Annotated in this window: 29 protein-coding genes; 17 read left to right on the top strand and 12 right to left on the bottom strand. The window is 67.7% G+C overall.

Translation table 11 applies throughout. The annotated features are described in order from the left end of the window. Window positions 1–8 precede the first annotated feature (8 nt). Both ACJEIK_RS18895 and ACJEIK_RS18890 read right to left on the bottom strand, forming a co-directional pair. Window positions 9–371, bottom strand: coding sequence for a GatB/YqeY domain-containing protein (locus ACJEIK_RS18895; RefSeq protein WP_064860718.1), 363 nt, complete (start codon window positions 369–371; stop codon window positions 9–11). A 55-nt stretch (window positions 372–426) separates the two neighbouring features. Continuing rightward, a complete protein-coding gene (locus ACJEIK_RS18890; RefSeq protein WP_409430126.1) occupies window positions 427–1,953 on the bottom strand; it encodes a molybdopterin-dependent oxidoreductase in 1,527 nt (508 codons plus the stop codon). Between the two features lie 102 nt (window positions 1,954–2,055). Between ACJEIK_RS18890 and ACJEIK_RS18885 the strand changes: the two genes are divergently transcribed. Beyond that, window positions 2,056–3,126, top strand: coding sequence for a phosphotransferase family protein (locus ACJEIK_RS18885; RefSeq protein WP_409430125.1), 1,071 nt, complete (start codon window positions 2,056–2,058; stop codon window positions 3,124–3,126). Here the strand turns inward: ACJEIK_RS18885 and ACJEIK_RS18880 are convergent. Continuing rightward, complete coding sequence (locus tag ACJEIK_RS18880) at window positions 3,098–3,847, bottom strand: sulfite exporter TauE/SafE family protein (RefSeq protein WP_409430124.1); 750 nt, start codon at window positions 3,845–3,847, stop codon at window positions 3,098–3,100. The two genes, ACJEIK_RS18885 and ACJEIK_RS18880, sit on opposite strands and share 29 nt — an antisense overlap. A gap of 106 nt (window positions 3,848–3,953) precedes the next feature. Between ACJEIK_RS18880 and ACJEIK_RS18875 the strand changes: the two genes are divergently transcribed. The 3 genes from ACJEIK_RS18875 (at window position 3,954) to ACJEIK_RS18865 (ending at window position 6,395) form a co-directional block, all read left to right on the top strand. Further along, a complete protein-coding gene (locus ACJEIK_RS18875) occupies window positions 3,954–4,958 on the top strand; it encodes a DUF294 nucleotidyltransferase-like domain-containing protein (RefSeq protein ID WP_409430123.1) in 1,005 nt (334 codons plus the stop codon). 17 nt (window positions 4,959–4,975) lie between these two features. Next, on the top strand, window positions 4,976–5,761 hold the full coding sequence (locus ACJEIK_RS18870; protein WP_234785543.1) for a Fic family protein: 786 nt from the start codon (window positions 4,976–4,978) through the stop codon (window positions 5,759–5,761). Window positions 5,762–5,915: 154 nt separating this feature from the next. Continuing rightward, window positions 5,916–6,395 (top strand): hypothetical protein, encoded by a 480-nt coding sequence (locus ACJEIK_RS18865; RefSeq protein ID WP_061001666.1) that lies wholly within the window; start codon window positions 5,916–5,918, stop codon window positions 6,393–6,395. A gap of 18 nt (window positions 6,396–6,413) precedes the next feature. Here the strand turns inward: ACJEIK_RS18865 and ACJEIK_RS18860 are convergent, their stop codons facing one another. After that, entirely contained in the window at window positions 6,414–7,895 is a 1,482-nt protein-coding gene (locus ACJEIK_RS18860; protein WP_267323509.1) for a cytochrome P450, read from the bottom strand. A gap of 126 nt (window positions 7,896–8,021) precedes the next feature. Here ACJEIK_RS18860 and ACJEIK_RS18855 point away from each other — a divergent pair, with 126 nt between their 5' ends. Continuing rightward, a complete protein-coding gene (locus tag ACJEIK_RS18855) occupies window positions 8,022–8,654 on the top strand; it encodes a TetR/AcrR family transcriptional regulator (protein WP_267323508.1) in 633 nt (210 codons plus the stop codon). A gap of 27 nt (window positions 8,655–8,681) precedes the next feature. Then, window positions 8,682–9,539: an SDR family oxidoreductase gene (locus tag ACJEIK_RS18850; RefSeq protein ID WP_267323507.1), complete on the top strand. Its 858-nt coding sequence runs from the start codon at window positions 8,682–8,684 to the stop codon at window positions 9,537–9,539. A 19-nt stretch (window positions 9,540–9,558) separates the two neighbouring features. On the opposite strand, the gene ACJEIK_RS18845 is transcribed toward ACJEIK_RS18850, so the two are convergent. The 3 genes from ACJEIK_RS18845 to ACJEIK_RS18835 are packed head-to-tail and all read right to left on the bottom strand — an operon-like array spanning window position 9,559 to window position 12,339. Then, complete coding sequence (locus tag ACJEIK_RS18845; protein ID WP_409430122.1) at window positions 9,559–10,719, bottom strand: AAA family ATPase; 1,161 nt, start codon at window positions 10,717–10,719, stop codon at window positions 9,559–9,561. Beyond that, window positions 10,719–11,747: a DNA polymerase IV gene (locus tag ACJEIK_RS18840; protein WP_409430121.1), complete on the bottom strand. Its 1,029-nt coding sequence runs from the start codon at window positions 11,745–11,747 to the stop codon at window positions 10,719–10,721. The genes ACJEIK_RS18845 and ACJEIK_RS18840 overlap by 1 nt, the downstream gene beginning before the upstream one ends. Window position 11,748: 1 nt before the next feature. Next, window positions 11,749–12,339 (bottom strand): TetR/AcrR family transcriptional regulator, encoded by a 591-nt coding sequence (locus ACJEIK_RS18835; protein WP_409431725.1) that lies wholly within the window; start codon window positions 12,337–12,339, stop codon window positions 11,749–11,751. 147 nt (window positions 12,340–12,486) lie between these two features. On the opposite strand from ACJEIK_RS18835, the gene ACJEIK_RS18830 reads away from it, so the two are divergent. The 7 genes from ACJEIK_RS18830 to ACJEIK_RS18800 all read left to right on the top strand — a co-directional run bounded on the left by ACJEIK_RS18830 (window position 12,487) and on the right by ACJEIK_RS18800 (window position 17,660). After that, window positions 12,487–13,026: an NADPH-dependent FMN reductase gene (locus ACJEIK_RS18830; protein ID WP_064860710.1), complete on the top strand. Its 540-nt coding sequence runs from the start codon at window positions 12,487–12,489 to the stop codon at window positions 13,024–13,026. A gap of 179 nt (window positions 13,027–13,205) precedes the next feature. Further along, window positions 13,206–14,489 carry a CdaR family transcriptional regulator gene (locus tag ACJEIK_RS18825; RefSeq protein WP_082934901.1) on the top strand — a complete coding sequence of 428 codons (1,284 nt, stop codon included), beginning with the start codon at window positions 13,206–13,208 and terminating at the stop codon, window positions 14,487–14,489. Between the two features lie 98 nt (window positions 14,490–14,587). Next, complete coding sequence (locus tag ACJEIK_RS18820; RefSeq protein ID WP_061001674.1) at window positions 14,588–15,133, top strand: RNA polymerase sigma factor; 546 nt, start codon at window positions 14,588–14,590, stop codon at window positions 15,131–15,133. Next, entirely contained in the window at window positions 15,130–15,837 is a 708-nt protein-coding gene (locus tag ACJEIK_RS18815; RefSeq protein WP_409430120.1) for a Rieske (2Fe-2S) protein, read from the top strand. The genes ACJEIK_RS18820 and ACJEIK_RS18815 overlap by 4 nt, the downstream gene beginning before the upstream one ends. Before the next feature lie 199 nt (window positions 15,838–16,036). Beyond that, window positions 16,037–16,369, top strand: coding sequence for a cupredoxin family copper-binding protein (locus ACJEIK_RS18810; protein WP_374704303.1), 333 nt, complete (start codon window positions 16,037–16,039; stop codon window positions 16,367–16,369). Beyond that, window positions 16,366–17,298 (top strand): metallophosphoesterase family protein, encoded by a 933-nt coding sequence (locus ACJEIK_RS18805; RefSeq protein WP_409430119.1) that lies wholly within the window; start codon window positions 16,366–16,368, stop codon window positions 17,296–17,298. The genes ACJEIK_RS18810 and ACJEIK_RS18805 overlap by 4 nt, the downstream gene beginning before the upstream one ends. Beyond that, window positions 17,295–17,660: a hypothetical protein gene (locus ACJEIK_RS18800; protein WP_409430118.1), complete on the top strand. Its 366-nt coding sequence runs from the start codon at window positions 17,295–17,297 to the stop codon at window positions 17,658–17,660. The genes ACJEIK_RS18805 and ACJEIK_RS18800 overlap by 4 nt, the downstream gene beginning before the upstream one ends. Before the next feature lie 21 nt (window positions 17,661–17,681). Here the strand turns inward: ACJEIK_RS18800 and ACJEIK_RS18795 are convergent, their stop codons facing one another. Further along, a complete protein-coding gene (locus tag ACJEIK_RS18795) occupies window positions 17,682–17,852 on the bottom strand; it encodes a hypothetical protein (protein WP_166428077.1) in 171 nt (56 codons plus the stop codon). 337 nt (window positions 17,853–18,189) lie between these two features. On the opposite strand from ACJEIK_RS18795, the gene nrdH reads away from it, so the two are divergent. From nrdH to ACJEIK_RS18775, 4 genes are all read left to right on the top strand, one after another. Then, on the top strand, window positions 18,190–18,429 hold the full coding sequence (gene nrdH, locus ACJEIK_RS18790) for a glutaredoxin-like protein NrdH (RefSeq protein ID WP_020104016.1): 240 nt from the start codon (window positions 18,190–18,192) through the stop codon (window positions 18,427–18,429). 32 nt (window positions 18,430–18,461) lie between these two features. Next, window positions 18,462–18,905 (top strand): class Ib ribonucleoside-diphosphate reductase assembly flavoprotein NrdI, encoded by a 444-nt coding sequence (gene nrdI, locus ACJEIK_RS18785; protein WP_061000407.1) that lies wholly within the window; start codon window positions 18,462–18,464, stop codon window positions 18,903–18,905. After that, complete coding sequence (nrdE, locus tag ACJEIK_RS18780) at window positions 18,872–21,040, top strand: class 1b ribonucleoside-diphosphate reductase subunit alpha (RefSeq protein ID WP_082762311.1); 2,169 nt, start codon at window positions 18,872–18,874, stop codon at window positions 21,038–21,040. The genes nrdI and nrdE overlap by 34 nt, the downstream gene beginning before the upstream one ends. Before the next feature lie 134 nt (window positions 21,041–21,174). Then, entirely contained in the window at window positions 21,175–22,356 is a 1,182-nt protein-coding gene (locus ACJEIK_RS18775) for a threonine synthase (protein WP_135357879.1), read from the top strand. Here the strand turns inward: ACJEIK_RS18775 and ACJEIK_RS18770 are convergent. From ACJEIK_RS18770 to ACJEIK_RS18755, 4 genes are read right to left on the bottom strand one after another with little or no spacing between them, the layout of a single operon-like run. After that, entirely contained in the window at window positions 22,295–22,969 is a 675-nt protein-coding gene (locus ACJEIK_RS18770; protein ID WP_064858005.1) for a response regulator, read from the bottom strand. The genes ACJEIK_RS18775 and ACJEIK_RS18770 overlap by 62 nt on opposite strands. Further along, a complete protein-coding gene (locus tag ACJEIK_RS18765; RefSeq protein ID WP_234789576.1) occupies window positions 22,959–23,309 on the bottom strand; it encodes a sensor histidine kinase in 351 nt (116 codons plus the stop codon). Before ACJEIK_RS18765 ends, ACJEIK_RS18770 begins: the two co-directional genes overlap by 11 nt. Further along, window positions 23,203–24,603: a hypothetical protein gene (locus tag ACJEIK_RS18760; RefSeq protein ID WP_244602420.1), complete on the bottom strand. Its 1,401-nt coding sequence runs from the start codon at window positions 24,601–24,603 to the stop codon at window positions 23,203–23,205. The genes ACJEIK_RS18765 and ACJEIK_RS18760 overlap by 107 nt, the downstream gene beginning before the upstream one ends. A 50-nt stretch (window positions 24,604–24,653) precedes the next feature. Next, window positions 24,654–26,006: a CitMHS family transporter gene (locus ACJEIK_RS18755; RefSeq protein WP_406783713.1), complete on the bottom strand. Its 1,353-nt coding sequence runs from the start codon at window positions 26,004–26,006 to the stop codon at window positions 24,654–24,656. Between the last annotated feature and the right edge of the window lie 130 nt (window positions 26,007–26,136).

The following is a 26,136-nucleotide window of genomic DNA, read 5'->3' as shown; positions in this document are numbered from 1 at the left end:
GACAAGGCTCAGCCGCCGGCTGATAGCGCACGCAGTACGGCGGCCTCCGCCTCGACCTGCGCGGCGCGGTCGTCGCGCCCGGCCGACCGTAGTTGTCCGGCCGCGGCTCGACGCTCGTCTACCTCGGTGTCGATCAGCTCCCGGATCTGAGCCTCGGTGAGGCGCCGGCGGGTGACCTCGGCGGCGCCGAGACCGTGGGCGCTGTCGGCGATGGCACCGGCCCGCGGCAGAGGTACGTCGGGGGTCTCGGCGTTGTCGATGGCACTGAGCGCGCTGCGGAGCGCCGCAATCGCGACGTCGTCCTTTGCCTTGCGCGCCGCGATCAGCCGGGACCGGAGGCCGGTGCGCCACTGCTGGGCGGGTTCGGTCATCCGGTCACCGTAGTGGTGCGGATCCCGTTCGCCAACTGAATATCTCGGGCGCCGATCAGGCGACGGTGAAGGGCACCGAGTGCCAGCCCGTCGCGCCGTCGGGCACGGCGCCGGCGACGTCGGCGGTCTGTACCGCGCCGGTGTTGTCGGTGGCGCGGACGGTGATGGTGTGCCGCCCGGGCTGGTCTGCCTGCCAGGTGTAGCTCCACAACCGCCAGGTGTCGTTCGAGTACGCGGCGCCCAGCGTCGCCGGCCGCCATGGGCCGTCATCGATCCGGACCTCCACTGCGCGGACCCCGCGGTTCTGCGCCCACGCGACGCCGCCGAAGGTCGCCGTACCCATCGGGACGCCGGACCCGGCGCGGGGTACGTCGATGCGCGACTCGGTCTTGATGGGCCCGTGCGCGGACCAGCCCAACTTCGTCCAATAGGCCTCGGCCCGATCGAATCTGGTGAGTTCGAGGTCGACGAGCCACTTGGTCGCGGAGACGTAGCCGTACAGACCCGGGACCACCAGCCGCGCCGGGTAGCCGTGTTCGGTCGGCAGCGGTTCGCCATTCATGGCGACGGCGAGCAACGCGTCGCGGTTGTCGGTCAGTGCCTCGACGGGCGTGCCCGCGGTGAACCCGTCGATGGACTTGGACAGCACCATGTCGGCGTCCGCGTGAACACCGGCCCGGGCCAGCAGGTCGCGCACGCGGTAGCCCGTCCACGTGGCGTTCGATATCAGGTTGCCGCCCACCGGATTCGACACACAGGTGAGCGTGACCACCTTGTCGATCGCCTCGAACTGCGCCAGCTCATCGAAACGAAAGGTGGCCTCACGATCGACCATACCGTGGATCCGCAGCCGCCAGTCCTGGCGCTGCACCTGCGGGACGGACAGCGCGGTGTCGATGCGGTAGAAATCGGCATTCGGCGTGATGAACGGCGGCAGGTCCACCCCGGCCGGCTGCACATCTGGGGGGATCGGTGGTCCCGGCATCTTGGGCGCCGGCGGGGTGTAGGCGCTGCGGTCACCCGCGGCCGACGACGCGGCGCGGCCCAGCACCGTCCCGATGACCCCGGCGAGGGTGCCGGCGGCGAGGAAACCCAGCGCCGCCAGCGATCGACGCCGGCCGGGATCGGTATCTGCTCCCGGTTCCGGCGCCGGGGGCCTGACGCGATCGGCGACCAGCAGCCGCAGGACCGCGATGCCCGCCGCAGCGCCCACGAGCGACGGGATGACGTCGACCGGGCGGGCGCCGGTGCGCGACAGCACCGCGGCGCCGCCCAGCACCCCGGCCAGCCCCAAGGCGATACTGCCGAGCTTCCGGTCCTCGAATTGTGCTGCCACCATGGCGATCACCGCGATGACCACGAGCACCGCCACGGTCAGGAACAGCTTGTCGTTGGTGCCGAAGGTCTGGATCGCCCACTCCTTGACCGGCCCGGGCGTCAGGTCGATGACGACCGATCCGACCGCGGTGCGGGAATCGGCGTGTGGCCCAAGCGGAATCGCCAGCAGCGCCGCCACCCCGAGCGCAACGGCTGCGGCTGCGAGGCCGGCCAGCGAGCGGTGCGGATCCAGTCGATGTGCCACACCGTCACAGTACGGCGCGCCCCGGTGGCGAGCCCCGAATGAAAACGGATCGTAAGAATTGGCTGCCCGTCCGGGTGATGCCGGGCCAGAATCACTTACATCATGCAGCCGACTCTGACCGACCGTGACCGAGAGATCGTCCAGAACTGGATTCGCGCCGAGGGGCTGGGTAAGCACGTCACCGCCGTCGAACCGCTGACCGGCGGCACCCAGAACATCGTGGTGCGACTGCACATCGACGGCCGCCCGGTGGTGTTGCGCCGCCCGCCCCTGCATCCCCGCCCGACCAGTGACAAGACCATGCTGCGCGAGATCGCGGTACTGCGGACCCTGGCCGGGACCGCGGTGCCGCATCCCGCCTTCATCGCCGGCTGCGAGGACCCGTCGGTGCTCGGCGTCGTCTTCTACCTGATGGCCGAGGTCGACGGCTTCAACCCCGGCGAGGAACTCTCGCCGGCCTATGCCGCCGACCCCAGTCTGCGGCACGACGTCGGGCTGTCGTACGCGGGAAGCCTGGCGCAGCTGGGCAACGTCGCCTGGGAGGGCAGCCCGTTGGCGGCGATCCGCAAGCCGGGATCGTTTGTGGCACGACAGGTTCCGCAGTTCATCGGGCTGCTGCAGAGTTACCGGCACGACCACTACGATCCCGAATCGCTCGACGGGGTCGAGCAGCTGGCGACCTGGCTGACCGACAACCGGCCACCCGACGGCGAGCCCGGCATCATGCACGGCGACTGTCACCTCAACAACGTCATGCTGCGCCACGACCGGCCGGAGCTGGCCGCGTTCGTGGACTGGGAGATGTGCACCGTCGGCGACCCGCTGCTGGACCTGGGCTGGATGCTCGTCTGTTGGCCGACCGCGCCCAACGCCATCGTGGTCGGCGCCGCGCTGGCAGAGGCCGGCGGTCTGGCCGGCCGGGACGAACTGCTGGACGCCTACCTCGCCGCGGGTGGCCGCCGCACCGAACACCTCGACTGGTACATCGCGATGGCCTGCTTCAAGCTGGGCATCGTGATCGAGGGCACCTGGTCACGGTTCCTGGCGGGCCTGGCCGACCGTGAGGCGGGGGAGAAGCTGCACGCCTCGGCCACCGAGCTGATCCACCTGGGTGTGCGGGTGGCCAAGGGCGACAACCCGTTCCCTACCGGTAGGCGTCGTAGCCCAGCTTGACTGCCAGCGCCAGGCCGGCGACCGCGATGGCCAGTCGCAGTGGTGTCGCGGGAGCGTGGCGGACCACGATCGGGCCGAGCCGGGCACCGATCAGACAACCCAGGCCGAGCGGCCACACGGCAATCCAGTGCACCGGCGCCAGCGCGATGAAGGCAATGCCGGCAACTCCATTGGCCGCCCCGAGGACGACGTTCTTGGCGGCGTTGGCATGCGCGAGCGATTCACTGCCGCCGTGCAGGAACAGCGCCAGCAGCATCACGCCCGCCGCGGCGCCGAAATATCCGCCGTACAAACAGATTGCGAAGATCGCGACGGAGATGAGCACCGAACGCCAGCGGCCGGGCTCGTCGTCCGCGCCGCGTCGCTGCGGTATCGCGATGGTGAGGCTCGACAGCGCCAGCAGGATCGGCACCACCTGCTCGAAACCTTCTGCGGGCAGCGACAGCAGCAGTGCGGCGCCGGCCGCGCCGCCGAGGACGGCCATCGGCATGACCCGCCGCAGCCATTGGCCCATGCCCTCGAGCTCGGGGAGCGAACCCCACACCGATCCGATGGTGTTGAACGTCAGCGCGACGGTGTTGGTCACGTTGGCCGCCACCGGCGGCAGTCCCGCCATCAGCAGGGCCGGGTACGTCGCGACGGACGCCAGTCCGGCGATACTCCCGGTCAGGCCGCCCGCGACACCGGCGGCGAGCAGAAGTAACGCATGCTGCCAGCTCATCGCGGCAAACCCTACAACCTCGCGATTTGTGCACGAAAATCCGCGCTGACCGCGGAAAACCGTGCACGAAACGCGGAGGTAACTGTCGTCCGATAGAAACATCTGCATGTCCTCCGCTGATCTGGGTGTCGACGCCGCCCTCGCCGCGATCCGCGCGGCGGACGGCGAGGGCGCGCTGCGGTCGGGAATCGAGCAGGCCCTGCAGGCGGTGCGGGCGGCGGCGCGGGCGTCGGCCCCGGCCGGTGAGGTCGCGGCGGCGTGGTCGCAGGCGCTCCGCTCCGGTGTCGCCGCGGCCGTGCGGCTGACGCCGGGCCCGTCCTGGTCGTGGTTCGTGTCCGGCAGCGTCGCGCGGGGCGAGGCGGTGGCCGGATCCGATGTCGAGACCCTGGTCGTACTCGACGACGACGCGGCCCGGGACGAGGCGCTGGCGGCCGCGGCCGAGGTACACGCCGTGTTGGAGCGGTGTGGCGTGCGGGCCGACGCCAACGGGGTGCTGGCCAGCCGGCCACGGTTTTGCCGATCGGCGAGCGCGTGGTCCGACGGCATCGCGCACTGGACGTCCGATCCGCGCGTGGACCGCGGCGTCGTGATGACCGGTGTGCTGGCCGATTCCCGAGCCGTCCACCTGGCTGACGACGAGGTGGCCGAGGACCTCCTACGGGCGCAGGTGGTGCGTGCGGCTGTCGCCAACTACCCGGCCCGGCAGTATCTGCTGCAGGACGCCACCACGTTGCGTGCGACGTTTCCCTCCCGGCTGCGCATGCTGGCCAACCAGTCCGACGCCGTCGACCTCAAACCGGCGGCGATCGATCCGCTGGTGAAGATCGCCCGGTGGGCGGGAGTGTCGGCGGGTGCCACGGCGCTGTCGACGCCGAGTCGGCTCGACGCCGCCGGTGCGGCGAAGGTGCTTGACGCCGATGATGTTTCGACGTTACGGGACTGTTTTGCAGCCTTGGTGAAATTCCGGTGGACGTCGCGCGCGGCCGGCGATCAAGTGGTGCTGTCGGAACTGCCGCCACAGGAGCGGGCCATGCTGCGCAGTGTGGCCCGCGAGGTGGCGGGCGTCAGCCGCAAGCTGGCCTATCTCGCGTCGACGTCGGCGTTCCGCTGATGGCGACAGAGTCCACCGTGACCGCTCGCGCGGCACAGCATGCGGTGCACCAAACCCTGGCCGCGCAGCGCATCGAAGGTTGGGAGCCGCAGCCCGCTCACATCGTCGAGCTGGGTGCACTGGCCTCCGGCGCACTGGATTTCGGCGACTACCTCGCACGGTGCCGTGCGCAGTATCCACCGGCGCCGGTGCGGCGCCGGTTGCTGCGGCGGCGGGCGCCGTACCTCATTCCGGGAACATCGGTGCTGCGCAACAACTTCGGTATTCAGCACGGACCCGACCTGGCGGCCGTGGAATTCCAGGTGACGGCGGGGCGAATGGTGCGGTGGCACTGCCGGCAATCCGCGGCGGAGGCCGAGATCGACATCCGCACCCTGCACCGGGAGCTGTTCGGTGACGTCTACGAGTGGGCGGGGGAGTTGCGTACCGTCGACATCCGCCGCGGTGACTCGGCGTTCACCTGGCAGGTCGACGTCGCCGCCGGGCTGGCGGAAATCCAGCTCGCCGCAACGGCATTGGTGGAAGTCGGGGCTGAGCTCGACAACCCGCGGCTGGCCTGGGAACTGGCCCGCCTGTACGCCCGCTACAACCAGATTCACCCGTTCCGTGAAGGCAACGGACGCACCGGGATGCTGCTGCTGCACGCGCTCGCGGGCCGGTGCGGGCGGCAACTCGACTTCACCGGCGTCAGCCGGGCCGCCTGGTATTCCGCGTCGCGAGACAGCATGCCGCTGCACCGGGACGGGCGCCTCAGCCACCGGCCGTTCCTGTGGCTGCTCAATCCGGCGGTGAAATCGCCTTGACCCGGGGCACGGTCGCGGACTAACCTCGGCGACCATGCTTCACATGCTCGTAGTAGCCAGTACCCACAGCGGGGTCTGATCCTGACCGACCCCTCGCTGTGGGTCGGACGCTACTACCTGTCGGTCACTCCTTTCGAGCAGAAAAGACCGACGCATGTTCACCTCCACCGCCATTTCCACCACTCGTTTCGCGGATCTGTTCGACCGTCCCGTGCCTCGTGACCTGCGCGAACACGCAGAAGCGATGTGTCACGACACGTTCGTCGACCACTACGGCCACCAGGGTGGTCCGATCCGTCTGGGCAGTTGGGGCGCCGCGGGCGACGACGACCTTCGTCGCGGCATCACCGCTCCGCGCCGGTACCGCGCCAGCATCGCCGTCGGCGACCGCATCGCGACCTCTACGGCCGCCGCGACCGGCCCCGTCGCAGCCCTGACCGCGATGCTGCACGAGCGCGGCATGGCCGTCGAGATGATCAAGTTCCATCAACTGCCCGCCGTCGGCGGCGGCATCGCGACCTTCATCCACGGCAGCGACGGCGTGCGCTCGGAGTGGGCCATGGGCTGGGCGCGCGACCCGGTCCAGTCGGCGCTGCGGGCGATGATCGCGTGCGCGAACCGGCTGCACGCCTAGTCCCGTTCGGCAGAAGTATCAGCGCAACGGCCGCAACACGATCGGCATGCCGTCCACCGGCACGGCCATGCCGCCGTAGTCGTACCACGGCTCGTAGCCGGGGTGGGTCAGCTCCAGGCGGTACTGGCGCAGCAGCCGGTGCATCACGGTCTTGATCTCCAGCTGCCCGAAGACCATGCCGATGCACTTGTGTGCGCCACCGCCGAACGGGGCGAAGGCGTAGCGATGCGCCTTGTGCTCGCTGCGCGGCTCGGCGAACCGTTCGGGGTCGAACCGCATGGGGTCGGTCCACAGCTCGGACAGGCGGTGGTTCATGCCGGGCCACGTGACGACGTCGGTTCCCGCCGGGATGTAGTAGCCGAGCAGTTCGGTGTCCCGGACGGCACGGCGGAAGTTGAAGCCCAGCGGCGTCTGCAACCGCAGCGACTCGTTGATCACCAGGTCGTAGGTTTCCAGCTTCTCCAGTGACTCGATGTCGAGCGGCGCGTCACCGATGCGCTCGGATTCCTCGCGGAGTTTGTCCTGCCACTGCGGGTTGGCCGCCAGGTGGTAGGCCATGGTCGTCAGCGTCGAGGTCGTGGTGTCGTGCGCGGCCATCATCAGGAAGATCATGTGCGCGACGATCTGGTCGTCGGTGAAGGTCTGACCGTCTTCGTCCTGCGCATGACACAGCACGCTGAACATGTCGGTGCCCTCGGAGCGGCGCTTCTCGGCGATGGAGCTCGAGAAGTAGTCCTCGAGCGTCTTGCGGGCCTGCACGCCGCGCCACCAGGCGAAGGGGCGCACCGGCTTCCGGATGATGGCGTTGCCGGCGCGGGTCGTGGTGGTGAAGGCCTGGTTGATGGTGGTGACGAGCTTGTGGTCGGTCCCCGCGGGGTGTCCCATGAACACCTCGGACGCGATGTCGAGCGTCAGCTCCTTGACCGCCGGGTGGAACAGGAATCGGGGATCGTTGGCCACCCAGTCGTTGGCCAGCACTTTGGTCGCCACGGAATCGATGTGCGAGACGTAGCCCGTCAGCCGTGAGCGGGTGAACGCCTCCTGCATGATCCGGCGGTGGAACATGTGCTCGTCGAAGTCGAGCAGCATGAGGCCGCCCTCGAAGAACGGACCGATCACCGGATCCCACGCGCGCTGCGAGAAGTCCTTGTTGCGGTTGGAGAACACGGCCTGCGTCGCGTCCGGCCCCAGCGCCATGACGGCCGGCAGCGCCGGCGTCTGCGCGTAGTACAGCGGCCCGTGCTTGCGGTAGATGTCCAGGACGTAGTCGGGCCCGCCCCGGAACACCTCGATCAGGTGTCCGATGACCGGCAGCCCGGAGTCGCCCATGATCGGCTTCAGGCCGCTGCCTGCGGGCGGCTCGGCGAGCTTGAACTGATCCCAGTCGGTGGCCAGCAGCCGCTTCTCGATGACGCCCATGCCCGGCACCGTGACGGGTGTCGGCTTGAGGCGCCGCATGGCCTGATCGAGGAGGTAGTTCGGGGTGCTGATGGTCGCCATCCAGGGATTCCTGTCTGCTCTTGATGCTCTTTTGTGGTGAAAGTCACCACCTGTTGTCATCTTGGCTGCCATACTTGACGCGTGTCAAGTTTGAATTGGCGTGTCGGCGATGACATCGTGAGCGCCATGAGTGCTGAAGTCGAGACGGCCGACAAGGGCCGTAGTCGCGGCGACAAGCAACGCGACGCCATCATCGAGGCGGTTCGCGAACTGCTGGAGGAGCGGCCGTTCGCCGATCTGTCGGTCAGCACCATCAGTGCCCGCGCCGGTGTGGCGCGGTCCGGCTTCTACTTCTACTTCGACTCGAAGTACTCCGTGCTGGCCCGGATCGTGTCCGAGGCGATGGAGGAACTGGACGAGCTCACCCACAACTTCGCGCCGCGCGAACCGGACGAGACGCCGGCATCCTTCGCCAAGCGCATGGTCGGTAGCGCGGCGGCGGTCTACGCCATCAACGACCCGATCATGGCGGCGTGCACCGCAGCCCAGAACACCGACGCCGAAATCCGCGACCTGATGGCCGACTTCGAGGACGGCGTCATCGACAAGATCGTCGGACTCATCGAGCAGGACGCCGGTCGGCGCCCGATTTCCGACGACTTGCCGGCGTTGGTTCGCACCTTGGTCTCGACCACGGCCTACACGCTGTCGCGAGACAGCGCGTTCATCGGACGGGGCGGCGACCCGCAGCGCGCCGTCGACATCGTGGAACGACTGTGGCTCAGCGCCTTGTGGGGTGGCGGCCAGGTCTCTGTCTGAAAGACGGGGCCTGTGTAGGGTCGGGCCATGACGCGGTGGAGCGGCTACGCAGGCAAGCGGTGTTTCGTGACGGGGGCGGCCAGCGGCATCGGCCGGGCGACCGCGCTCAAGCTGGCCCAGCAGGGCGCGGTCCTCTATCTGACCGATCGTGACGCCGCCGGGCTGGAACAGACCGTCGCCGACGCCAGGGCACTCGGCGGGGAGGTGGCCGAACACCGCGCGCTGGACATCTCCGACTACGACGCCGTCGCGGCTTTCGCCACCGACATCCACAGCCGGCACGAGGCCATGGATGTGGTGCTCAACATCGCCGGGATCTCGGCCTGGGGCACCGTCAGCACCCTGACCCATCAGCACTGGCGCTCGATGGTCGACGTCAACCTGATGGGGCCCATCCACGTCATCGAGACCATGGTCCCGCCCATGGTGGCCGCCGGCCGCGGTGGTCGGCTGGCCAATGTCTCGTCGGCCGCGGGCATCGTCGCGCTGCCGTGGCATGCCGCCTACAGTGCCAGCAAGTACGGCCTGCGCGGGGTCAGCGAGGTGCTGCGCTTCGACCTGGCACGGCATCGCATCGGGGTGTCGGTCGTGGTGCCGGGCGCGGTGAAAACGCCTCTGGTGCAGACGGTTCAGATCGCGGGCGTGGATCGCGACGATCCGCAGGTGCAGCGCTGGGTGGCCAGGTTCGCCGGACACGCGGTGTCGCCCGAACAGGCTGCGGACAAGCTGCTGTCCGGGGTGGCCAAGAACCGGTTCATGATCTACACGTCACCCGACATCCGGGCCCTGTACCTGTTCAAGCGGCTGGCGTGGTGGCCCTACAGCGTGTCGATGCGTCAGGTGAACGTGTTGTTCACGCGCGCCTTGCGGCCGAAGCGAGGCTGAACCCCAAAACTGCTGAGCTTCAGCGCTTTCCCCAGTCCCACGGCGGCGCGGTGAGCATGGTCTGGCCGTCGATCTGGGTTTCGCCCCACTGCTTGACCAGTTCGACTTCGCTCGCGTCGCACGCGGCCAGCCGCTCGCGCAGCCGTGCCGAGTGCGTGACGACGACGACCTGCGTCTTGCGTGCGGCAGCGGCGATCATGTCCGCGAGCGGGCCCACCAGGTCGGGATGCAGGGACGTCTCCGGCTCGTTGAGCACCATGAGCGCGGGCGGTTGCGGCGTCAGCAGGGCGGCGCCCCAGAGCAGGAATCGCAGTGTGCCGTCGGACAATTCGGCCGAGCGTAGCGGCCGGAGCATGCCGCGTTGGTGCAGCTGCAGTTCGAACAACCCGCCGTCGGCGCTCACCGATATCTCGGCGCCGTCGAATGCATCGGCGACCGCGCGCGGCAGATCGTCGAACCCGGCTTCGAGGATGGTCTGCACGGCGGCGGCCAGGTCGTTGCCGTCGTTGCTCAGCACCGGGGTGCGGGTGCCCACCTGGCGGCGGCGGGCCGGGGCGTCCCGGTCGACGCGGAAGCCGTCGTAGAAACGCCAGTCGCGCAATCGGTCCCGGACCGCGGCCAGTTCGGGCAGCGCTTCGGGGTTCGCGTACTCCGCGAGGACGCTGCGGTAGCTGGGCAGGGCGCGGGTCAGTTCGTCGAAACCGCGGCCCGAGTCGGATGCCACCTCGGCGTAGGTCCGGGTGCGACGGACCAGGGCGCTGCTGGGCCGGGGAGTAGGCCCGGCGAACACGGTCTCGCGTTTGATCTCGGGGTCCTGGCCGAACATCGAGTTGTGTCCGGGGTCCTGCGGCAGGCCGAGGTCGATGAAATAGCCGAAATCGGTTGCCGCGAAGCCGAGTTCGAGCGATACGGGCCGGGTCCGGCTGGTGCCCTCGGTGGTACCCGTCCGGCGCGCGCCGCTGGTGTTCTCCGGCCCGGCCCACAGCACCGACTGCAACCCGCCCTCGCGGGCCAGGGACCCGATGACCTCGCCGCGTCCGCAGTCGGCCAGCAGCCCCAGTGCCCGGTACACCGAGGACTTGCCGGTGCCGTTGGCTCCGGTCACGACGGTCAGCTCCGACAGTGGCAGGACGATCTCGCGCAGCGACCGGTAGCCCCGGATGGCGATGGTGGTGAGCACTACTGCGGCATCTCCAGTTCCAGCCGCACCCCGAGCAGCCGCACCGGCCGGTCCAGTTCGAAGTCGTGCAGCAGGTCGATGGCGGTTCGGGTGATGGTCTCCAGATCCGTACCGGCCGCCGGCAACTTGCGAATCTTGGTGCGGGTGAAGAACGTTTTGGTGCGCACGGTCACGGCTACCCGGGTCACGACACGGCCCTGCTCGACGATCTCATCGAGGGTCCGCCGGGCCAGATCGCTGACCGCGGAGTCCATCTCGGCGATGTCGGTGAGGTCCGCCGGGAACGTCACCACGTGGCTGCGCGAGCGCGGCACCCACGGTTCGGCCGTCACGTTGCTGTCGCCGCCGCCCTTGGCGAGCAACAGGATCCACAACCCGGTGGTCGGGCCGAACGTCGACGTGAGCAGCTCGGCGTCGGTGCGGGCCAACTCCGCGACGGTGGTGATGTCCAGCTCGGCGAGCTTCTTCGCGGTCTTGGGACCCACGCCCCAGAGCGCGTCGACGGGCCGGTCGCCCATGACCGTCATCCAGTTCGCGGCGGTGAGTGCGAAGACCCCGGCCGGCTTGCCGAATCCGGTGGCGACCTTGGCACGCTGCTTGTTGTCGCTGATGCCGACGCTGCACGACAGGCCGGTCTCGGCGGCGATCACGGCGCGAATCTTCTCGGCCAGCTCGAACGGATCATCCACGGCCGCACCGACATACGCCTCGTCCCAGCCCCACACCTCGACCGGATGGCCGAGGTCGCGCAGCAGGCCCATCACCTGTTCGGAGGCTTCGTCATAAGCGGGTGCGTCCGAGGGCAGGAAGACGGCCTCCGGGCATTTGCGGGCGGCGGTGCGCAGCGGCATCCCGGCGTGGACGCCGAATTCCCTTGCCTCATAGGAAGCGCACGTGACCACCTTGCGGGGCTCGGTGGGGTCACCGCTGCCGCCGACGATGACGGGCAGACCGACCAGCTCAGGGTGCCGGCGCAATTCGACGGACGCCAGGAACTGATCGAGGTCGACGTGCAGTACCCACGTCATCTCAGGTCCCGCAAAGCTTGCGCGCCACGCTTTCCCACGCATCGCCCTGCGCCTGCAGGCTGTGACCCAGATCGTCGAGCTGGTGGCTGATGTAGTCGGCGTCGAGAAGGGCCAGCAGGGCATCGGTCTGGGCATCGAGGTCTCCCGCGGTGCCGGCGGTGTGCAGCAGCATCCGGACATGGGTGCGGTGGACGGCGGCCGCAGCCCCGAAGCGGCTCTGCGGATCACGCCCGGCGTCGGACAGCAGGGCGCGGTGCTGCCAGGCGAACTGAAGCCGGTCGCGGCCGTAGGCGAGCAGTCGTTCCAGCGGCGGTGCGCCGGGACCCAGCGGAGGTGGGCCGAACATCATGGCGTTCTGCTCGACCTGCTCGTCCTCGTCGAGGAGTACGAGCATGAGGCCGGCGCGGCTGCCGAACCGGCGGAACAGGGTGCCCTTGCCGACGCCGGCCTCGGCCGCGATGTCGTCCATGGTGACGGCGTCGGAGCCGCGCGCGGCGATGAGCCGGCGGGCCGCGTCGAGAAGCAGGAGCCGGTTGCGCGCAGCATCGCCGCGCTCGACCGGCGCAGCCGGACTCATCGGCAGACCCGCCATGGGCAGGTTCGTGGGCCGCAGTTGCGCCACCCCGTCGCTCATGAAAAAACTTTAACTCAGGCGGAATGAATCGGACCGCAGTCCGATTGACTCATGCGAGGATCGGTTCGCCGGAACGGTCCACAGAGACAAGCTAGGGGAAAGAAAATGGCAGATACCAAGGTCCTGGTCCTGGTCGGCAGCCTCCGCGCGGCCTCGCTCAATCGCCAGCTCGCCGAGGTGGCGGTCGAATCTGCGCCTGATGGCGTGACGGTACGTGTCGCGGACGGGCTGGCCGACCTGCCGTTCTACAACGAAGACATCGACAACGACTCGGTTGCCGAGGCGGTCGTCGCGCTGCGCCAGATCGCGGGCGACGCGGACGCGATCCTGGCTGTGACCCCGGAGTACAACGGCACCATTCCCGCCGTCTTGAAGAACGCGATCGACTGGCTGTCGCGCCCGTACGGCTCCGGCGCCGTCGCCGGCAAGCCGCTGGCGGTCATCGGGACCGCGCTCGGCCAGTACGGCGGGGTGTGGGCACATGACGAGAGCCGCAAGTCGTTCGGCATCGCCGGTGCGGATGTCGTCGACGTCAAGCTGTCCCTGCCGGCTTCGGCGTTCGACGGCAAGCATCCCCGCGAGGCGGCCGAGGTCGTCGAGGGCGTGCGTGGCGTGGTCGCCAAGCTGGCCGCCGAGGTCGGCTGAACACACCTCGGGTGAACATCAGGGCCGCCGGTATCCGCGAACGGATATCGGCGGCCCCGTTGCTGTGTGGCCGCTGAGCGAACACCGCGACGAAAATTCCGGTAGGTGCCGTTCTTCGGGGACAAACGGACTGACGACGAACTACGGTTTGGGGGTGGCCGGGAAAACAGGCAGTTAACGTGGCCGGTGGCGCAGACCGCACCGGCGCGGGTGACGCGTTGACGCAGGCGGTGGCCGGAATCGGCACGCGACTGGACGCTCGGCTCACCGACATCACGCGCTCCATCTCCGAGCTGCTGGTGTCCGACATCGCCGAGCTGCGCGACGAAGAGCAACTTCAGCAGATCCTGGCAGACTCGGTCGCCGCGAACATCGATGCGTTCTTCGCCGCGGCGCGACACGGTATCTCGATCGACCTCCTGCATGCCCCCGCGGCCGCGATCGAACACGCGCGGCGGCTGGCGCAGCGCGACATCTCCGCCAATGTGCTCGTCCGGTCGTACCGGCTCGGCCATCAGGCGGTACTGAAAGAGGTCCTGGAGGAGGTCCGGACCGCGGACTTCGACCCGCAGCTGGCGTTGGACGTCTTCGACGTGATGTCGACGATCTCGTTCAACTACATCGACAGGATCTCCCAAGAGGTCGTCGAGGTGTACCAACAGGCTCGCGAGAGTTGGCTGGAGAACCGGAACAGCGTGCGCATCACGGAGATTCGTGAACTGCTGGCCGGCGGCGACGTCGACATCGACGCCGCGACGGTGGCGATCCGTTATCCACTGCAGCGCACCCATCTCGCGGTGGTGCTGTGGTGCGACGACTCCGAGGACCGGTTGGCCGAGATGGAACGGTTGATCCAGCAGTTCGCCGCGTCGATCGGCGCGGCAGATTCGCCGCTTTTCGTCTCGGTCGACCGCGCCACGGCATGGGCCTGGGTCGCAGTGCCCGCGGCAGTGATCGCGGAGGCGGTGACGTGGCTGGGGAGCCTGGTGCCGGCCGACGGGCCGTACGTCGCCGCCGGCACTCCGCAGTCCGGCGTCGCCGGCTTCCGGCTGTCGCACCGGCAGGCCGAAGACGCCCGCGCCGTCGCGGTGGCGTCGGGTCCGCAGCGGCGCCGGTTCACCGCGTTCGGCCACCGTGGCATCGCGCTCGCGGCGCTGCTGGGGTCGAATGTCGATGCGCTGTCGGCGTGGGCCACGGAAGTGCTTGGCCCGCTGGCCTGTTCGACCGACGGCGACCAGCGCCTCCGGGAGACGCTGCAGGCCTTCCTCAAGGCGGGTGGCAGCAACAAGGCCGCGGCCGAGGAACTGCACCTGCACACGAACTCGGTGAAATACCGGGTGCAGCGGGCGATCGAACGCCGGGGCCGGCCCATCGAGGACGACCGGCTCGACGTCGAGGTGGCGCTGCTGCTGTGCAGTCTGTTCGGTGACCGGCTGCTGGACCCGGTGGACGACGGCGGGTGACGGTGTTGCCCGCGGCAGCCCGATGTAACCCCGGCGGCTATCTACTTGTCGAAGTGGTCCCGGGGTGTGCCGGGCCGCACCGATGAGACGGGGCCAATGTGTCTGCACAGCGTGATCCTGTGCACCGACCCCCGCTCCGCGTGGTGTCGTCGGATTCCCGGTATCCCGACTGGGAATCCGTCTACCAGGACAACGCGACGTGGGTCTACCGCACGATCTACGCGCGGGTCGGCAATCAGGCCGACGCCGAGGACCTCACCGCCGAGGTGTTTCTCGCCGCGCTGCGGCCGTTGCGGCTGACGGCAAGTGCTGCCGAGGTGCGGTCGTATCTGCGCAGTACCGCGCGCACGGTGCTCGCCGCGCACTGGCGCGAGACGATGGGGCGGGAGATCACGGTGATCGACCTGGACATCGAGGCGCCGCCGGAAGCCGAGGAGTCCATCAGTACCGCGCCGGACCGTGTCGCCGCGGTGTTGGACGCCCTGCCGGACAACTATCGACGCATACTGGAGCTGCGATTTCTCCAGACCAAGTCGATCAAGGAGTCCGCAGCGGAGCTCGGCGTCAGCGTCGCCAACGCAAAGGTGTTGCAACACCGGGCATTACGGCTGGCGGCACAGATCAACGAGAAGGGCGAGCCATGAACGCGCGGGGGTTGCGCCGGTACCTCGACGATCTGCTGCGTGGCCGCAAGCCGTCGCGGTTCACGCCCGACGACTTCGACGCGGCGCAGATGCGGACGGCGATCGACCTACAGGCGGCCCGGCCCGGCGCCGACGAGCCGCGTCCGGAGTTCCTCGCCGATCTGCACGCCAGACTCGCCGCACAGTTCGACGGCGACGACGCGGCGGCGCCGAAGCCGGGTTGGCTGCGCGCCAACCGACGGCAGGTGATCGTCGGGACATCGGCGGCCGCCAGTGCCGCGGTGGCCGCGGTCGCCGTCGACCGGGCGTTGGTGGGCCGCACTGGGTCTGGCAAGCAGGACACCGCGAGCCAGGAGTTGGTTCCGTCGGCGGGGACGTGGCAGAAGGTTGCCGACAGCACCGAGGTGTCTGAGGGGGCGGTGCATCCGTTCGACCTGGGCTCGGTCGTGGGGTTCGTGCGCAGGGTCGACGGGAACGTGGAGGGCATCTCGGGTGTCTGCACGCATCAGGGCTGCCGGCTCTGGTTCGACGGGCCGGACGACAGGCTGCGGTGCCCGTGCCATTCCACGTCGTTCGCCACCGACGGGCACGTCCTGACCCATCAGTTGCCGATTGCGCCAAAACCCTTGCCGAAGTTCGAGGTTCGGGAGGTGGGTGGCGTGATCGAGGTGTTGGCGCCGACGCCGCCGAGCCAGCCGGCCTGACGCGGTGTAACCCGCCGCCGTATCTGTTGGTGAGGGTGCGCAGGCGCGCCCGAACCCGACGACTACGGAGGTTCCCGTCGTGTCGCGACGATCCCTGGTGGCGCTCTCCGGCGCAGTCCTGCTCCTGTCCGCATGCACCTCGACCGTTCCACAAAGTTCAACTGCAACCGCGGTTTTCAGTTCCGGCGTCACGCCTGGCATGTCGGGTTCCGGGTCCGGACCCGCGATGGGTTCGATGACGATGGCCCCGCCCGAACCGGGCCACCAGGCGCCGATGCCGGCCGGCCCGAACGCCGTCAACATCGACAACTTCGCGTTCGCGCCCGACACGCTGACGGTGCCGGCCGGAACGACCGTGACGTGGACCAACCACGACGAAGACCCACACAACGTCGTCGCCGAAGGCGGTCAGTTCCGCTCTCCGACAATGGGTTCCGGCGCCACCTTCAGCTACGTGTTCGCAGCGCCCGGCACCTACACGTACGTCTGCGGCATTCACCCCTTCATGCACGGGACGGTGGTCGTCAAATGAGTGACTCGCAAGGCGACCCGCAGCAGATGAACCGCCGCCAACTGCTCCGGCACACGGCGTGGTTCGGCGCGGCCGTGGGGCTGTCGGTGGTCGGCGGGGAAGTGCTGTCGCACGTCGCAGGTAGCTCTTCCGGGCCGGCCGCGCAGCCCACGCTGCGCTTCGCCCAGGTCAGTGACAGTCACATCGGCTTCACCGGTGCCGCCAACACCGATGTGGCCGGCTCGTTCACCCATGCCATCGACACCGTCAACAACCTCGGCTACACGCCGGATTTCGTCATCCACACGGGCGATCTGACGCATCTGGCCACGCCGGAACAATTCGACCAGGTCCGGCAGATGATGACCGGACTGCGCACCCCGCACGTGTTCACCGTTCCGGGAGAACATGATTCGGCCGACGACGCCGGCGCCAAGTACCGCCAGGCTTTCGGCGCGGGCACCCGCGGCGACGGCTGGTACAGCTTCGATATCGCCGGCGTACATGTCATCGCATTGGTGAACACACTGAACCTGAAGAAACTCGGCCACCTCGGCGTCGATCAACTCGAGTTCGTGGAGAAGGACGTCGCCGCGCTGTCGAGCGATACCCCGATCGTCGTGTTCAGCCACATCCCGTTGTTCGCGATGTATCCCGACTGGGGCTGGGGGACCGACGACTCCGCGCAGGCCTTGAGTTACCTGAAGCGGTTCGCCTCGGTCACCTGCCTCAACGGCCATGTGCACCAGGTATTTTCGAAGACCGAGGGCAACATCACGTTCCACAGCGGCACCACGACCGCCTACCCGCTGCCGCATCCCGGCGATGGTCCGGCACCGAAACCGCTGACGTTGCCGGCCGGCAAGCTGCACGACGCGCTCGGTATCCGTGAGGTCAGCTACCAGACCGGTCAGCACACGCTCGCGCTCAAGGAACGGACCCTGCTGTGACTCTTGTCTACCGTCTGGTGCTCGCGGCGGCCATGGTTGTCAGCGGCGGTGTGCACGCCTACCTCTATGTGCACGGGTACCGACACATCCCGACGATCGGCACCGGCTTCCTGGTGCAGGCAGCGGTGTTCTGTGCCGTCGGCGCGCTGCTGGCGGTGGGTGCGCCGCGGTGGTTCGGATGGGCCTCGGGAGTGCTGTCGGCGGGGGCATTGGCGGCGTTCGCGCTGTCGCGAACCGTCGGCCTGTTCGGATTCGTGGAGACGGGCGCCGAGCCGGTACCGTATGCAGTCCTCAGTGTGGTCGCCGAAGCGGTGGCCGTACTGGCGGCGGGGGTGTGGGCGGTACGCGCCACGCGGGGGTGATGGTCGCATCTGTCACGTCCGTCACGCGTGTACCACAGCAGTGATGCCCGTCGCGTGGAAATCGGCGTAGCTGGCCACTTCCGCCAGGCCGAGCCCGGCGCGTCGCGAGCGGCGCGTCGCCGCAACTTGTCGGTGGCTGGTGATAAACCGGTAGTCGGAGCGCGACACGCCCCCGGGTGTGATGTGCGACACGCCGAGAGAGTGTCTCGGATTCGGCCTTACGACCTGGGAATTTCACGAATGTTGTTCAGAACATCTTGTATCTGTTCGGTTTGTCGCCCACTAGGTGTAGTGTTTGACGGACCGACAGGCCCCCACAATTTGAGGGTCGGCCGGGGCCGCAAAGTCGGTCGGACGGGGATTCCCGGACGTGCTGACAGCAGTGGCTCGGGACGACCGGAGATGCGGGAATTTCAGGGGTTGCCGGGCCGCTGATCCGGATGGGGATATCAGCGGAAAGCGCTACCCCGTCAGTTGCCAGCCATGTTCAGTTCAGCTTCCAGGCCTTTCGAAGAGGAGTCGTACCGAGATGACCGTCACCGTGTACACCAAGCCGGCATGTGTGCAGTGCAACGCCACCTACAAGGCGCTGGACAAGGCGGGCATCGCTTACGAGAAGGTCGACATCAGCATCGATGACGAAGCTCGCGAGTACGTGCTGGCGCTCGGTTACCTGCAGGCCCCGGTCGTCGTGACCGACAGCGAGCACTGGTCAGGCTTCCGTCCCGACCGGATCAAGGCGCTCAGCACCGTGGCGGTCACCGCCTAGAAGACAACCAACCGGGGGAGGAGAAGGAAACAGTGAGCAATCTCGTCTACTTCTCCAGCGTGTCGGAGAACACCCACCGCTTCGTCCAGAAGCTGGGTATCCCGGCCACTCGCATCCCCCTGCACGGCCGCATCGAGGTCGACGAGCCCTATGTGTTGGTGCTCCCGACCTATGGCGGCGGACGTGCCACCCCGGACATCAACGACGGTGGCTACGTGCCGAAGCAGGTCATCGCCTTTCTCAACAACGAACACAACCGGTCGTTGATCCGCGGCGTTATTGCCGCGGGCAACAACAACTTTGGTGCTGAATTCGCGTACGCGGGCAATGTGGTCTCTCGTAAGTGTGGTGTTCCGTACCTTTACCGCCTCGAACTCATGGGAACCCCGGACGACGTCATCGCCGTTCGTGAGGGTCTGGAAGATTTCTGGAAGGAACTCTCGTGCCACCAACCGTCACAGCTGCAGAACCGGTAGCCGCCACCACGCACGCGCTGCCCGGTGAGAGCGACTACCACGCTCTCAACGCGATGCTCAACCTGTACGACGCGGACGGCAAGATCCAGTTCGACAAGGATGTGCTCGCGGCGCGGGAGTACTTCCTGCAGCACGTGAACCAGAACACGGTGTTCTTCCACTCGCAGGACGAGAAGCTCGATTACCTGATCGAGAAGGAGTACTACGAGCGCGAGGTGCTCGACCAGTACAGCCGCAACTTCGTCAAGCAGCTGCTCGACCGGGCCTTCGCCAAGAAGTTCCGCTTCCCGACGTTCTTGGGCGCGTTCAAGTACTACACCAGCTACACGCTGAAGACGTTCGACGGCAAGCGCTACCTCGAGCGCTTCGAGGACCGCGTCGTGATGGTCGCCCTCACTCTGGCCGCCGGTGACACCGAGCTGGCCGAGAAGCTGGTCGACGAGATCATCGACGGCCGGTTCCAGCCGGCCACCCCGACGTTCCTCAACTCGGGCAAGAAGCAGCGCGGCGAGCCCGTGTCGTGCTTCCTGCTCCGCATCGAGGACAACATGGAGTCCATCGGCCGCTCCATCAACTCGGCGCTGCAGCTGTCCAAGCGCGGCGGCGGAGTTGCGTTGCTGCTCAGCAACATTCGTGAGCACGGCGCGCCGATCAAGAACATCGAGAACCAGTCCTCGGGCGTCATCCCGATCATGAAGCTGCTGGAGGACTCGTTCTCCTACGCCAACCAGCTCGGTGCCCGCCAGGGCGCGGGTGCGGTCTACCTGCACGCGCACCACCCCGACATCTACCGCTTCCTCGACACCAAGCGTGAGAACGCCGACGAGAAGATCCGGATCAAGACCCTCTCGCTGGGCGTCGTCATCCCGGACATCACGTTCGAGCTGGCGAAGAAGAACGAGGACATGTACCTCTTCTCGCCGTACGACGTCGAGAAGGTCTACGGCCTGCCGTTCGCCGACGTCAACGTCACCGAGAAGTACTACGAGATGGTCGACAACGGCGCCATCCGCAAGACGAAGATCAAGGCGCGCGAGTTCTTCCAGACCCTGGCCGAGCTGCAGTTCGAGTCGGGCTACCCGTACATCATGTTCGAGGACACGGTGAACCGGGCCAACCCGATCGACGGCAAGATCACGCACTCGAACCTGTGCTCGGAGATCCTGCAGGTGTCGACGCCGTCGCTGTTCAACGAGGACCTGTCCTACGCCAAGGTCGGCAAGGACATCTCGTGCAACCTGGGCTCACTGAACATCGCCAAGGCCATGGACTCGCCGGACTTCGCCCAGACCATCGAGGTGTCGATCCGGGCCCTGACCGCGGTGTCGGACCAGACGCACATCTGGTCGGTCCCGTCGATCGAGCAGGGCAACAACGATTCTCACGCCATCGGCCTGGGGCAGATGAACCTGCACGGCTACCTGGCCCGCGAGCAGATTCACTACGGCTCCGAAGAGGGCATCGACTTCACCAACATCTACTTCTACACGGTGCTGTTCCACGCGCTGCGCGCCTCGAATCGCATTGCGATCGAACGCGGTACGAAGTTCGGCGGGTTCGAGAAGTCGAAGTATGCCTCGGGTGAGTTCTTCGACAAGTACACCGACCAGGAGTGGGCGCCGAAGACCGACAAGGTGCGCCAGATCTTCGCCGATGCCGGCATTCACATTCCGACGCAGGATGATTGGCGTTCGCTGAAGGAATCGGTGCAGGCGCACGGCATCTACAACCAGAACCTGCAGGCCGTTCCGCCGACGGGCTCGATCTCGTATATCAACCATTCGACCAGCTCGATCCACCCGGTCGCCTCGAAGATCGAGATCCGCAAGGAAGGCAAGATCGGCCGCGTTTACTACCCGGCGCCGTACCTCACCAACGACAACCTGGAGTACTACCAGGACGCGTACGAGATCGGCTACGAGAAGATCATCGACACCTACGCCGCCGCGACTCAGCATGTGGACCAAGGGCTTTCGCTGACGCTGTTCTTCAAGGACACCGCCACGACGCGTGACGTCAATAAGGCGCAGATCTACGCCTGGCGCAAGGGCATCAAGACGCTGTACTACATCCGGCTGCGCCAGATGGCTCTGGAGGGCACCGAGGTGGAGAATTGCGTCAGCTGCATGTTGTAAGCGTAGCTAACTAAAATGCGGGCTAGGGAATCCCCTGGCCCGCATTTTTGCGGCGACCACCTTGGAAGCTTGGCGTGTCTGCGGCCCGCGGTCCGCGGAAGGCCCGGCATGCTTCATGTGGGAGGGGAGTGTCGATGACTGCGCAGGAAGCAAGCCTTGTCGACCGAAGCGGGCGGCGATATCCCGCTGACCAACCCCGCTGGCGCGGTGACGACGGCAGCCCACTGGCCTTCGAACCGCTACCGGGCATCGGCCGCGAGCAGATCGCCACTGCGATCAACTCCCAGTGGCGTTACCGCTCGGCATTGCCAAATGATCCCTTGGCGCACATCGATCCGGTGACCCTCGGCGAGGGGCGGACGCCGTTGATCACCCGGACCTTCGACGGCGTCGACGTCGGCCTGAAGGTCGAGTCGATGAACCCCACCGGCAGTTTCAAGGATCGTGGCGTCGCGGTGATGGTGACTGCCTTGCGCCACCAGGGGATCGACCGAGTTCTCGAGGACTCCAGCGGCAACGGCGGATCCTCGGTCGCGGCGTACTGCGCGGCAGCGGGTATCGAAGCCCACATCCTGGTGCCGGCGGCTACGTCGCCGAACAAGATCGTGCAGAGCCGGCTGCACGGTGCCGACATCGAATTGGTCTCCGGCGCCCGACAGGACGTGGCCGACGAGGCGGTGCGCCGAGCCGACACAACGTTCTACGCCAGCCACAACTGGCATCCGTACTTCCTGCAAGGCATCAAACTGATCGCCTACGAGATTTGGGAAGACCTCGGATTCCGTGCCCCCACAGCGGTTCTTGTGCCCGCCGGTGCCGGCAGTCTGGTCCTCGGCTGCGCCATCGGATTCGGCGAACTGCATCGAGCCGGCGCGATAGAGCTGATGCCGCGAATCCTCGTCAGCCAGCCGCAGAATTGCTGTCCGCTCGTCACGGCCATCGAACAGGGGTGGGACGAGGTCGCCGAACACGAGTGGTCGACGACCGTCGCCGAGGGGACGGCCATCGCCAAACCCGTGCGGGATCGCGAAGTGCTGCAAGCGATCCGGGACACCGGTGGGACAGCCGTCGCGGTCCCGGAGGACGAGTTGGTTCCCGCCGTGGGCGAGCTTGCCAGGACCGGGCTGTTCGTCGAACCCACCAGCGCCCAGGTCGTGCCCGCGTTGCGCCGGCTGCATGCGGCTGGCGAGATCAGTGCCGCGGACACCGTCGTCGCCGTCCTCACCGGATCCGGGCTGAAGGCCAATCACCTTCTCACGCCAGGGCATAACGCTGGCGAGGGCGGCCTGCAGAGCCATACTGCAGGCCCATCGTGAGGGTGCCGGCCCGCACCAGATCCGCGAGGTAGCGCCGCGCGGTAGCCGGGGCGATGCCCACCAGTTGCGCTATCTCGTCTGCCAACAACGGTTCCCCTGCCTCGCGCAGCGCGTCCACGATCAGGCGCTCGGTCAGCGGGGCGCCGTCGTCCTTCTTGGCTGCCGGCCGCTCGGACCGCAGCGCCGAGACCGCCGAGTCCACCTGTTCCTGCGTCAGGTGTGGGCCGTCGAGAATCCGCCGATACGCCGTGTAGGCAGCCAGGCGCCGCGCCAACTCGGTGTTCGGGAACGGCTTGATGAGGTAGTGCAGGGCGCCTGCGGCCAACCCGGCCCGGATGCTCGCCGCATCGTCGGCGGCACCGAGAATGAATGCGTCGCAGCGCAGGTTGCGCACCAGGTCGATGCCGGAGCCGTCCGGCAGGTAGACGTCGACCAGCGCCAGATCCACCGGTGCCTGCGCGGCGTCGGCATCGGCCAACATCGTCCTGGCTTCCGTGATGGTTCGCGCCGAGCCGACCGTGACCAATCCGAGCATCGAGTCCACCACCGAGGCGTGCAGCGCGGCGACCCGAAAGTCGTCGTCCACCACCAGGATTCGCAGCTCACGCGTCATCGTCCAGAACACCTCCCGGAATCGTCGCCAGCACCGTCGTCGGCTCGCCGTCCGTGCCGCCGCGTGCGGCGATGGTGACGTCCCCACCATGTCCGCGTGCCACCTGCCGTGCGATGGCCAGGCCCATACCGCGCCCGCCCGGCACCGTCGGATCAGATCGCGTGGTCACGCCCTCCAAGAAGGGGTCGTCGACGGCGAACCCCGGCCCGGTATCGGTCACCACGATCACCAGATCATGTCCGTCGCGCAGCAGATCCAGCTCGACTGCCGGGACGTGCGCGTCCGGCGCTGAGTTCTCGGCCGCCGCGTCGATCGCGTTGTCGAGGAGATTCCCGACCACCGTCGTGGTGTCCACCGGGTGCGCGAGCGTACCGACCAGCGCCGTCTCGTCGCCCACTCGCAGCACGACGCCGCGCTCGTGTGCACGGGCCGCCTTCGCCCCGACGAATGCCCGTAGATGCGGCTCGTCGAGGCGTTCCAGACCCGGCACGGGGGCGACGCCGGCTCGCCCGGTGATCTCGTCCAGGTAGCTCAGCGCCTCGGCGGTCCGGTCGTCGCGGAGCAGGCCGGCCACCACGTGCAGACGGTTCGCCGACTCGTGGCGCTGTGCCCGCAACGCCGAGCTCATTGCCTGCACCGAGTCCAGTTCCCGGGGTGAGTGCCTCGATGTCGGTGCGGTCCACGGCCGTCAGCACCGTGCCCAGATCGGTGCCGTCGCGGTGTACCCGCCGGGACGACACCAACACCACGCGTTCGTTGACGGCCGCGGCCACCGGCACCGTCGTCGGCTCCGCCGCGACCGCGGCCACGCGGGGAGTCAGGCCCAGATCGCCGAGCGGTGTCCCTGGTTCGGCGGTGATGCCGAGCAACTCCCGCGCCCGCTCGTTGATCACCCGGGCGATGCCGTCCGCATCGATCGCGATGACGCCCTCGGCGCCCGAATGCAATACCGCGTCCTGCTCGCGGATCAGCTCGGCCATCTCCTCGGGCTCCAGGCTCAGGGTGAGGCGGCGCCACCGCCGGGTCAGCAGCGCCGAGCCAATGCCGCCCACCGTCAGTGCAATCGCCACCAACGTCACCATGAGGACCAGGGTGCGGTGGGTGGCCTGATTGACGGTGTCCATCGCCACGCCGACGCTGACCAGGCCGACGACGGTGCCGTCCGGACCGCGGATCGGTGCCTTCGCGCGGACCGAATCGCCGAGGGTGCCCTGCTGCACCGTCAGTTCGGACTTGCCACCGCGGACGGCGGACGGATCGGTGCTCAGCGGCCGGTCCAGCTGCGTCGCGTCGGGATGTGCGATGCGATAGCCGGCGTTGTCGGCGATCACGACGAACAACACCCCGGTGCGGGCGGTGATGGCCGCGGCCTGCCGCTGCAGCGGGGCGGCGGCCAGCTCCGCGGCGGAGGCCGGGTGGCCGGCCCGGCGCGCCGCCGATTGGGCGGCCGCGCCGGCCTGGACCTCCTGATCCGAGGCCACCGTCTCTGCGATGGCCTGGGCGCGGCGCGCGAATTCGGTTCGGGTCTGGGTGTCGGTGCGGTGGATGATGATGCCGAAACCGGCGGCCAGGCTGGCGGTCACGATCACCATCTGCAGGATCAGGATCTGCGTGCGTAATCGGATCCTCGGCATGATGGTCGAGGCTATCGCCGTCGACGACGGATCGGCCGCGGATCGGCGCGTCAGAGCGGTATCTGGCCGAGGACGACGCCCACCACCAGTATGGTCAGCGAGACCACCGCCGCGCGCCACAACACCTTCTTGTGATGATCGGCGAGGCCGACGCCGGCCAGCGCGACCAGCAGCAGGATCGCCGGGACCAGCGGGCTCTGCATGTGGAACGGCTGTCCGGTGATCGAGGCCCGCGCCATCTCGGCCGCGCTGATCCCGTAGTGGCCCGCGGTCTCCGAGAGCACCGGCAGGACGCCGAAGTAGAAGGCGTCGTTGGACATCAGGAACGTGAACGGGATGGACAGAATGCCGGTGATCACGCCGAGGTGCGGGCCCATCGACTCGGGGATGATGCCGGTGACCCAGGTGGCCACCGCCTCCACCATGCCGGTGCCCTTGAACACTCCGGTCAGCACCGCGGCAGCGAGCACCATGCCCACCACCGACACGATCGATGACGAGTGCCGAGTAATCGCGGCTTGCTGCTCGGCCACCTGGGGGAAGTTCACCATGAGGGCTACTGCAGCGGCGATCATGAAGAGCACCGGGATGGGCAGGATGTCCATGGTGAGCACCGCCAGCAGCGTGATGGTGACAAATGCGTTGAACCACAGCAGTTTTGGTCGGGCGACCTCACCGGAGATCGCGCCCGAGTTGTCGGCGGCACCTTCGAATGCGTCACCGCCGCCGAGGCCCGACGGTTCCGGCCCGCCTCCGACACCGGCCAGGACCCGCTCGCGAACCACGATCGAGCCGATCCGTTTGCGCTCCAGCACTCCCAGGTGCCACGCGAACGCCAGCACGATGAACATTCCGGCGATCAGCGACGGGATCATCGGGACGAACACCTCGGACGGCGAGATCTTCAGTGCGGCCGCCGCGCGCGCCGTCGGGCCGCCCCACGGCAGGATGTTCATGGTGCCGTTCGCCAACCCGGCGACCACGGTGAGCACCACCGGGCTGACACCCAGCTTCAGATACAGGGGTAGCAGCGCCGAGACGGTGACGATGAACGTCGTCGAACCGTCACCGTCGAGGGAGACAACCGCCGCGAGCACCGCGGTGCCGACCACCAGCCGCGCCGGATCGTGATCCACCATGCGGATCACGGTGCGGATGACCGGATCGAAAAGCCCGACATCGATCATGATTCCGAAGAACACGATCGCGAAGAACAGCATCGCGGCGGTGGGCGCCAGGTCCTTGATGCCGTCGGTGATCATCTTTCCGATACCGCTGCCCGCCCCGGCCAGCAGGCCGAAGACCACGGGGACGGCGATCAACGCCACGATGGGCGTGGCGCGCTTGGTCATGATGACGACCATGAATGCGGCGACCATGGTGAGGCCGAGGGCTACCAACATCAGCTATCTCCTGAGGGGGTGACTGGAGCAATCTCAGAAGGGTCGCTGTAACCGGCATCACAACGCGAGCTTGTACGTATTAGTCGGGCTTTTGCGTGTTTTGCTCGGTGGTGCGTTGCCCCACGCTGAC

Source organism: Mycobacterium sp. SMC-16, assembly GCF_046250085.1.
Taxonomy (GTDB): domain Bacteria; phylum Actinomycetota; class Actinomycetes; order Mycobacteriales; family Mycobacteriaceae; genus Mycobacterium; species Mycobacterium phocaicum.
The sequence above is the reverse complement of the archived record's forward strand: the minus strand, read 5'-3'. Positions and strand labels throughout refer to the sequence as shown.